This window comes from Sphaerospermopsis reniformis (assembly GCF_005402885.1).
In the GTDB taxonomy this organism is placed as follows: domain Bacteria; phylum Cyanobacteriota; class Cyanobacteriia; order Cyanobacteriales; family Nostocaceae; genus Sphaerospermopsis; species Sphaerospermopsis kisseleviana.
The window spans coordinates 1-8,229 of record NZ_BJCE01000238.1; the positions used below are offsets into that span (position 1 = coordinate 1).

4 protein-coding genes and 1 tRNA gene are annotated in these 8,229 nt (G+C 37.2%); 2 read left to right on the forward strand and 3 right to left on the reverse strand.

Features of this window, described 5'->3' with window-relative positions; genetic code table 11:
- Nucleotides 1–98 precede the first annotated feature (98 nt).
- On the reverse strand, nucleotides 99–239 hold the full coding sequence (locus FFR48_RS22705; protein ID WP_162501943.1) for a hypothetical protein: 141 nt from the start codon (nucleotides 237–239) through the stop codon (nucleotides 99–101).
- Nucleotides 240–1,075: 836 nt separating this feature from the next.
- On the opposite strand from FFR48_RS22705, the gene FFR48_RS22710 reads away from it, so the two are divergent.
- Both FFR48_RS22710 and cobO read left to right on the forward strand, forming a co-directional pair.
- Nucleotides 1,076–1,148: transfer RNA gene (locus tag FFR48_RS22710), tRNA-Arg, on the forward strand.
- Between the two features lie 472 nt (nucleotides 1,149–1,620).
- Nucleotides 1,621–2,307, forward strand: coding sequence for a cob(I)yrinic acid a,c-diamide adenosyltransferase (gene cobO / locus FFR48_RS22715; protein WP_096566152.1), 687 nt, complete (start codon nucleotides 1,621–1,623; stop codon nucleotides 2,305–2,307).
- A 138-nt stretch (nucleotides 2,308–2,445) separates the two neighbouring features.
- Here the strand turns inward: cobO and FFR48_RS22720 are convergent, their stop codons facing one another.
- Together FFR48_RS22720 and FFR48_RS22725 are read right to left on the reverse strand one after the other, a co-directional pair.
- Nucleotides 2,446–3,168, reverse strand: a complete 723-nt coding sequence (locus FFR48_RS22720) for a hypothetical protein (protein ID WP_137668933.1) — start codon at nucleotides 3,166–3,168, stop codon at nucleotides 2,446–2,448.
- Nucleotides 3,169–3,934: 766 nt separating this feature from the next.
- Nucleotides 3,935–7,534: a non-ribosomal peptide synthetase gene (locus FFR48_RS22725; protein ID WP_268932459.1), complete on the reverse strand. Its 3,600-nt coding sequence runs from the start codon at nucleotides 7,532–7,534 to the stop codon at nucleotides 3,935–3,937.
- Between the last annotated feature and the right edge of the window lie 695 nt (nucleotides 7,535–8,229).

Sequence of the window (8,229 nt, forward strand, 5' to 3'; positions counted from 1 at the left end):
GTGATTGGTGATTGGTGATTGGTGATTGGTGATTGGTGATTGGTGATTGGTGATTGGTGATTGGTGATTGCTAATTGGTAAAATGTTTTATAAATTAATTAAGACTTACGCATTGACAGGAACAACCAAATATGAGGTATGGCTTTCGGGCATTTTAACATGATTTTTTGATTATTTTTGAGCGATAGCGAAGCGCTGCTGCAAGCAGTTCGCCGATAGCGTAGCGTGGCGTTAGCCATAAACTTTTCCAACATCCTCTTAGTGAGGTACAAACGGAAATCATAAAACCCTTGTGGAACAGGCATCTTGCCTGTTAGCTTTGTAGATCATAACTTAGGAAACATCTGTAAATATACATTTTTATATATTTAAATGTGATTAGGTAATACAAATATTAACTCAAGCCCCTTAAAACAAGATCCCCCTAGCGGCTTTTTTGTCCAAACTAGGGGGATCACATATTGCGTAGACTATAAATCTTTCGGTATAGGCAATTAAGTTAAATATATCCAATATATTTCATTTTGCCTACCCCTAGAACGATGATTTAACAAAATTTTATATTATTTTTACAATTACCTAAGCCTTGAGAAGTATTTGCTAATTCTGTATATGCTAATACAAAAATTTGCGACTTTATCAGGCATATCAGCACAAAAAGGACAAGCGATCGCAGTCAAATATTAACATCTGTGGTACAAAAATATTATCAATTTTTGTCTGCATCTGTGATGCAAAATGTGAAGGTGTGTGATATACTAGTTGTGAGTTCAAAAAGCGTAGATCCTTGAAAAGCGGTGAAAGTCCTGATCTGAGAGTGCGGAGAGTTAGAATTAACCTAACCATAGTTCCTGTGTGCCAGGAAATCCTATAAATCAGACGAAATAAAACATTTTCAAGAGTAGCTAATCAAATCAGAACTGAAAAAAGGTAAAAGTAGTTCGGAACTCTATCTGATGATAGAAACCGAATATTGTGGCTTGTAGTTAGCCATCTAAGGTGTATAACATTACCAAGCTAGAAATATTTGACTATATTTTTAGTAACTATGTTATAATTACAAAAGTATATGTAAGGGCGCGTGGCTCAGTGGATAGAGCAACAGATTCCGGTTCTGTGGGTCGGGGGTTCAAATCCCTCCGCGCTCGTTTTTTAGTTTGCCAGATTATTTGTCCGCGTTGACAAATTAATGTCCCCATTGACCCTGAAACGAGACGCAAACCCCTGGCTTTTAGACATGGGGATAAGTCGATAGCGACTTTAGTCGCATTAAAGCGATTGATTGGCTTTAGCCACATTCAAAATTGTATAGAATAATTCATCCAATCTTTATTAAAAATTGGCACAATTTTAATTTTCATCATCCTCAATCCCTTAATTTATCCAGGTTTTACATTTATTCAGCATCCCCTAGCTATGATTCGTTTAATGTTGAAGCAATTGGCGTAATCAAAATCACTTTCTCAAAACTTTTCAGACATCCTCTTATGCCGATGAAGAACAACTAATTTAATTATTAAGATCATAGCTAACAGAATTTATATCATTTCTAGTGTAACCTTACTCAAAACAATTATACTTCATTCTCGTAGGCTTAACAGTTATTTATCAATAGGATTTATGAAAAACGATCAACCAGAAGAATTAAATTCTGATCAGGAAATTTCCCGTTTAATAGATGAGGTCATGTCATCTTCAACATCATCGCTGAATGATGAACAATACCGCAAAAAAATGCAGCGTCGTAAGGAAATACAAGATCAACGTATAGCTAACGCCATCCCAGAAAAAGGTTTAATTATTATTAATACGGGTAATGGCAAGGGTAAGACGACTGCGGCTTTAGGTATGGTAATGCGATCGCTTGGTCATGGATACAAGGTAGCGATCGTCCAATTTATTAAAGGTGCTTGGGAACCTTCAGAAAAGCGGGTTTTTAGTCATTGGACAGACCAACTAGAGTTTCACGCAATGGGTGAAGGGTTTACTTGGGAAACCCAGGACCGTGATAGAGACTTGGAGAAAGCTAACGCTGCTTGGGAAAAATCTTTAGAATTTATCCGCAACCCAGAGTTTAAACTTGTACTCTTGGATGAAATTAATATTGCTCTCAAACTTGGTTATTTACAAGTTGAACAAATCTTAGCAGGTTTAGCCGAAAAACCAGCAGATAAACACATAATTCTTACAGGGAGAGGCGCACCACCGGCTTTAATTGAAAAAGCGGATCTAGTTACAGAAATGACTTTAATTAAGCATCCTTTTAAAGATCAAGGAATTAAAGCGCAAGCGGGAATTGAGTATTAAACGCAAGGAGTCAGGAGTCAGGAGTCAGGAGTCAGGAGTCAGAATATTTGATATATTTGATCAATTGGTAGATGTTCAAATATTGATTTTGGGCTTAACTGTTAACAAGCTGACCGCTGACTGCTAATAGCTAAATGCTTACCTGAAATGTTGACTACAAGCTTGTAAAATTTTTCTATCATTAGCACTGACAGAATTTAACTGATGATAGTCTTGCAGTTCTATAGAATAGGCATAGGTAGCAGTATCTTCATCAGTAAAGTTGGGTATTTTGCTAGTAGTTGAAACTTGAGTAACACCAACTTCACCAGGAGAGCTAGTTACCGTCATTGCTAACTCACCAGATTGAGCAATTGTACCCTGAAAACAGCTAAACTCAGAACTGGGCATATACAAAGCACCAATTACCTTTCCTTGCTGTTTTTGAAACACAATATAACCTTGTCCTAACTGGTTTGGTGTTGAGGACTGTCCATAAAGATAAATTCCATCTTTTTCAGGAAAATTAACAGGTGATTTTCCTCCTCTTTGTCTTGTATTTGTGGGTATATTGTGTAACGTTCTATTTAAAGCTTCAGATTCTACATTAGATTCTACATTTTGTGGTTCAACAGTATTTAACTGAAGTTGACTTCTTTGATCTCTAATATCTCGCAGTCTTGACAAAAGAGAGTTTTCGTTGTTACTCTGAATTTGATTTGTATAACCTGGTAAATTCGCTGCTGTGGCTGTAGATTTCAGGTTAATTTTTGTCCGTTCACTAATTACACTTAAACCTATAATACCAAAACCAATCAGTAAGCCAATAGCGGGAAGTTTGAATTTACCTTGGGGAATGAACTGAAAATTTTTGTTAAGCACCTGACATCTCCTGTAACTAAAATAACTACTGTTATCTACTTACCTAAATAATAACCAAACACCAATATTTAAAGATTCCTGCAAAAGTTTTATCTATATTATCTGGAATAAAAAACCATCAAAAAATGAAGTTTTTATAGATTTTGGTTGATCATCTCAAAATATCATTGTTGAAAAGTGTAATGCTTCGCACTAGAGAGTCATTCTTGTGGGGGATGACAAAAATCTTTTTACCAACTTTGATTTAATATTTAGGGTTTGCTGAAAAAGTTATCTGTGAAAGACCAGTAGTATGGCTAACGCCACGCTTACTTCGACTGCGCTCAGTACAAGTCGCTATCAAGGAGTCAGGAGTTCAAGGAGTCAGGAGTTCAAGGAGTCAGGAGTTCAAGGAGTCAGGAGTTCAAGGAGTATGGCTACGCCACGCTTACTTCGACAGGCTCAGTACAAGTCGCTCAGTACAAGTCAAAATAGCTAAAACCGTTTACCTGTAAAGTTTTCGGATTTATATGGCTAACGCCACGCTACGCTATCAGCAAACCCTATTTAATTGAGATATCTTAAGTTTGGCATTTGTATTGTCAATTCCTCAATGGGTGAAAACAGGTAAAGTATTGATCCTGATCACTTGATTTTCTCTTAAAGTGTGATATAAACCATTGATTGACACCTTGGTGATCAGAATCCCATGATTCACTACAACAGCAACCCTAGGGATTTCGGATCAGAGCAAAAAAAATTCAGTCAGGGAACTGCAAAAAATAAATTATTTGCCAGTCCCTTGTGCCTGCTCTATGCAAAAAATTAATTTTTCCGCTAAAATTTGTACACCTGGTTCTCCAATCATACTCAGATGTGTACCAGGAACTTCGTGAATCTCCACTCCTTGTTGAGCCATTTCACGCCAACCTCTACATGGTTGAGACCGACACCATCTCAAAACTTCTTTGGTAGTAAATAAGGTTACTTTACCAGCATAGGGTTGTGGTACATAATCTGCCATTGTCGCCTGTTTCAGAGTTTCTATTAATGCCATGTTGTAAGGGTTGGCATCATTATCAAAAGAGTGTTCATTCCACAAGTCGAACTTGCTGCTGGTTTTTCCTGTAAATAAGGATCTAAACCAATCCAGTTTAGCGAGAAAATAATTCCATCTATCTGCTGATCGCAGTCGCAACAGAGAAAGCAAATAGACATAAATTGTCCGGAATAGCGAAGGATGATTGATATACAAACTAGGGTTATATGTATCTAACATTGCCAATAAAGCCACGCGATCGCCTTGGGCTTCTAACTGACGCGCCATTTCAAAGGCAACTATCCCACCACTGGAGAAACCACCCAAAAGATAAACACCATGGGGTTGAACAGTGCGAATTTCTTGGATGTAGTGAGATGCCATGTCTTCCACCCTAGTATGGGGAGCTTGTTTACCATCAAGTCCTTGTGCTTGCAGTCCATATACAGGTTGCTCTTTACCCAGATAACGTACTAGAGTTTGGTAGCCAACCACATTTCCTCCCAAAGCATGTATCAAAAATAAAGGACGTTTGGCACTGCTACCGGGCTGCATTTTCACCAAAGAAGACCAGGAAACGGATGTATTTGCTTGGATAAGAAGACTAGCTAACTCTTCTATAGTTGGGGATTGAAATAAGGTAGCTAAAGGCAGTTTTTGACCAAATTTCTGTTCAATTTGTGTAAATAATCTCACCGCTAAGAGAGAATTTCCCCCCAAGTCAAAGAAATTATCATTAATACCAATTGACCCAATACCTAAAACCTCTGACCAAATTTGCGCTAATTTGATTTCTATAGCATTTCTAGGGGCAACAAAGGGTGTTTCTAATTCTGGTCTTTGGTCGGGGATGGGTAAAGTGCGGCGGTCTACCTTACCATTAGGAGTGAGGGGGATGTGGGCGATCGCCACAAAAGCCGATGGAATCATATATTCTGGCAATTTATATTGTAAAAACCGCCGTAATTCATTCATCGTGGTTGCAGACTCACCATTTACCACCACATAAGCCACTAAGCGTTTATTTCCTGCTGCATCTTCTCTCGCTATAACTACAGTTTCCTGTACAGATTCATGTTGTGTAAGTACACTTTCAATTTCGCCTAACTCAATGCGAAAACCACGAATTTTTACTTGATGGTCAATTCTACCAAGAAATTCAATATTTCCATCACTAAAATACCGCGCTAAATCTCCTGTTTTATAAAGTCGTGCTGCTTTGTTATCACTAAAAGGATTGGATATAAATTTTTGGGCTGTAAGTTCAGGTTGATGTAAATAACCAGAGGCTAAACATTCTCCACCAATATATAATTCCCCGGTTACACCAATAGGACAAGGATGCAAAAAATCATCCAAAATGTAATATTTAGCATTTTGAATCGGTTTACCATAGGGAATACTTTTCCAATGGGGTTCTACTTTACCAATGGGATAATAATTAGACCAAACTGTGGCTTCTGTTGCACCACCCAAACTAATTACTTCCACACCAGGAAAAGTAGTTTTGAGTAAATCTGGTAATGTGACTGGTATCCAATCACCACTCATAAATACTAACCGCAATTGAGGATGAAAATTACTTATTTGCACTTTGGGAAAAAAGCCAGCTAGTTGTTGCAATGCTGGTGGTGCGGAATCCCAAAATGTAATCTGTTCATGGCAGATAATATTTAATAAAGCCTCTGGATCTCGGACATCATTACTAGAAACTACCCGAATTGAACCACCGGCTGCTAATAGTCCGAAAATGTCATAAACTGACAGATCAAAACATAAGGAAGTGATAAATAAAACCCTGTCGTTAGCATTGACATGAAAGGTTTTATTGACCCATTCAATTAAATTAATTACTGGTTGATGACGAACTACAACCCCTTTGGGTGTACCTGTAGAACCAGATGTGAAAATTACATAAGCGATATCATTAGATGTGGCAGATGTTGATGGGTTTTCTGTGGGAAGTAAATCTAAATCAAAACTATTCCACACTTGTTGATGTTCTACTTTAGCAGTAGATTGAGGATGATCTGATTGATCTAAACAAATCAGGTTTTGTAATGCCTTTAGTTCTAATTCATGAATATCTGGTAACAGCCAAGTTTGGGTAACTAAACAATTAATTTCCAGAGAAGATAATAATAATTGAATCCTGGCTTTCGCAAAACTGGGTTCTAGTGGTACATAAGCGCCGCCGGCTTTTAAAATTCCTAATACCGCCGGAATCATTTCTAGCGATCGCTCTAAATAAACAGCGACTAATACCCCTGGTTTCACACCTAATTTTTGCAATTTATGGGCTAATTGATTAGCTCTATCATTCAATTCTTTGTAGGTTAATTGTTCTTTTTCAAAAACAACGGCTACAGCATCCGGTGTTCTTTCTACCTGAGTTTCAAAGAGTTGATGAATACAAATTTTATCGGCAAAATCAGCTTTTGTATTATTCCAATCAATCAACATTTGCTGTTTTTCAGATGTTGTTATTAGTGGTAATTCTCCTAAACATTGCCAAGGATTTGTCGCCATGCTGGATAATAATGTCTGAAGATGTCCCAGCATTCTAGCTATTTTAGCATCATCAAATTTTTGGCGGTCATATTTGAGTTTTAATAATAGTTCTGATTCTCCATAACCCAGTAATGTTAAAGGACAGTTAGTTTGTTCTGCTAACTGTACTTGCAGATTTTCCCATCTACCGCCCTGAGAACGTAAGGTAGTATTTAATTCATGGTTTTCAAATACAAAAATGCTCTCAAACAATGGCTTTCCGGGTGGTACATCACTGCATCTTTGAATCTTGACTAGGGGTGTATGTTCGTAGTCTCGCATAGCCACCCACTGCGATCGCAATTCTTTCAACCAAGATAAAAGCGGTTTTTCTCCTGATATTTCCACTCGCACTGGTACGGTATTAATTAATAATCCTACCATTGAATCTGCACCAGGTACGGAGGAATAACTACAGGATCTTGTCGCTCCAAAAACCACATCAGATTCACCACTATAACGACTGAGCAATAAAGCCCAAGCAGCTTGGACTAAAGTATTTAGTGTAATTTGATGTTGTTTTGCTAACGACTGCAACATCGCTGTAATTTGTGCTGAAAGTTGAATTTTCTGCTCACCAAAACCACTTTTTTCACTAGGGGTTGAGTCTACTAATAAAGGTGTAGGTGCAGTAAAACCTTTGAGTAAATCTCGCCAAAAAATTTCTGCTTTAGACCAATCTTGTTGCTGTAACCAGGCGATATAGTCTTGATAAGGACGGGGTTGGAGTAGTTGCAAATCTTTTCCTTGACAGAAAGTATCATACAAGGTAAACACTTCTTTCATAATCCTTGCCAAACTTGTTATTAAGTGAAGTGATAAATTTCAACAAGTGTAATCATCATATATAAGATGAGATGATTACCTAGTTAAAGATAAGTTCTCTAGATGCTAGAGTAATTAATAGATTGCTTACATCACATCTATCCACAAATTACTAAATAAATTTTATGTATCAGGCTAAACTGTAAAATTTACGGCAGTGCAATTTTAATCATCAATATAAATTAGCAGATAATTTGCAAGTTTATATATAAAAATAATCAAAAATGTTCAAGACTGGATGAAGAAAATATAAAGTTCAAATATTAGTCTTATATTTGATGATTGAACAAAACTCCGTACACCTAAATATTCTCAAACCCTTTTGCCTCTTCTAAGCTGTTACACAGCTAAATTGTATAATCCTAATATTCTGAACTCTTGTTTAACAGGCAAGATGCCTGTTCCACTTATACAAATTAAATGCACAACAGCTTATGAGTACCTCTTGCCTGCCTACACAAGTATGTTCAGGAATCAAACCGGATTCCTATACCTTTTACGCAAAGATAACTAGGGGTTGCTGAGAAAGTCTTTCCGTGATGGCATAGGAGTCAGGAGTCAGGAGTCAGGAGGAGATTTGAAAATTTCTTTGCCATCTCTTGAAATCCCAAAAAATGCACACTTTTTCCGGTATACCCTTCAAAACCCTTGCACTAATTTCTGTGTTT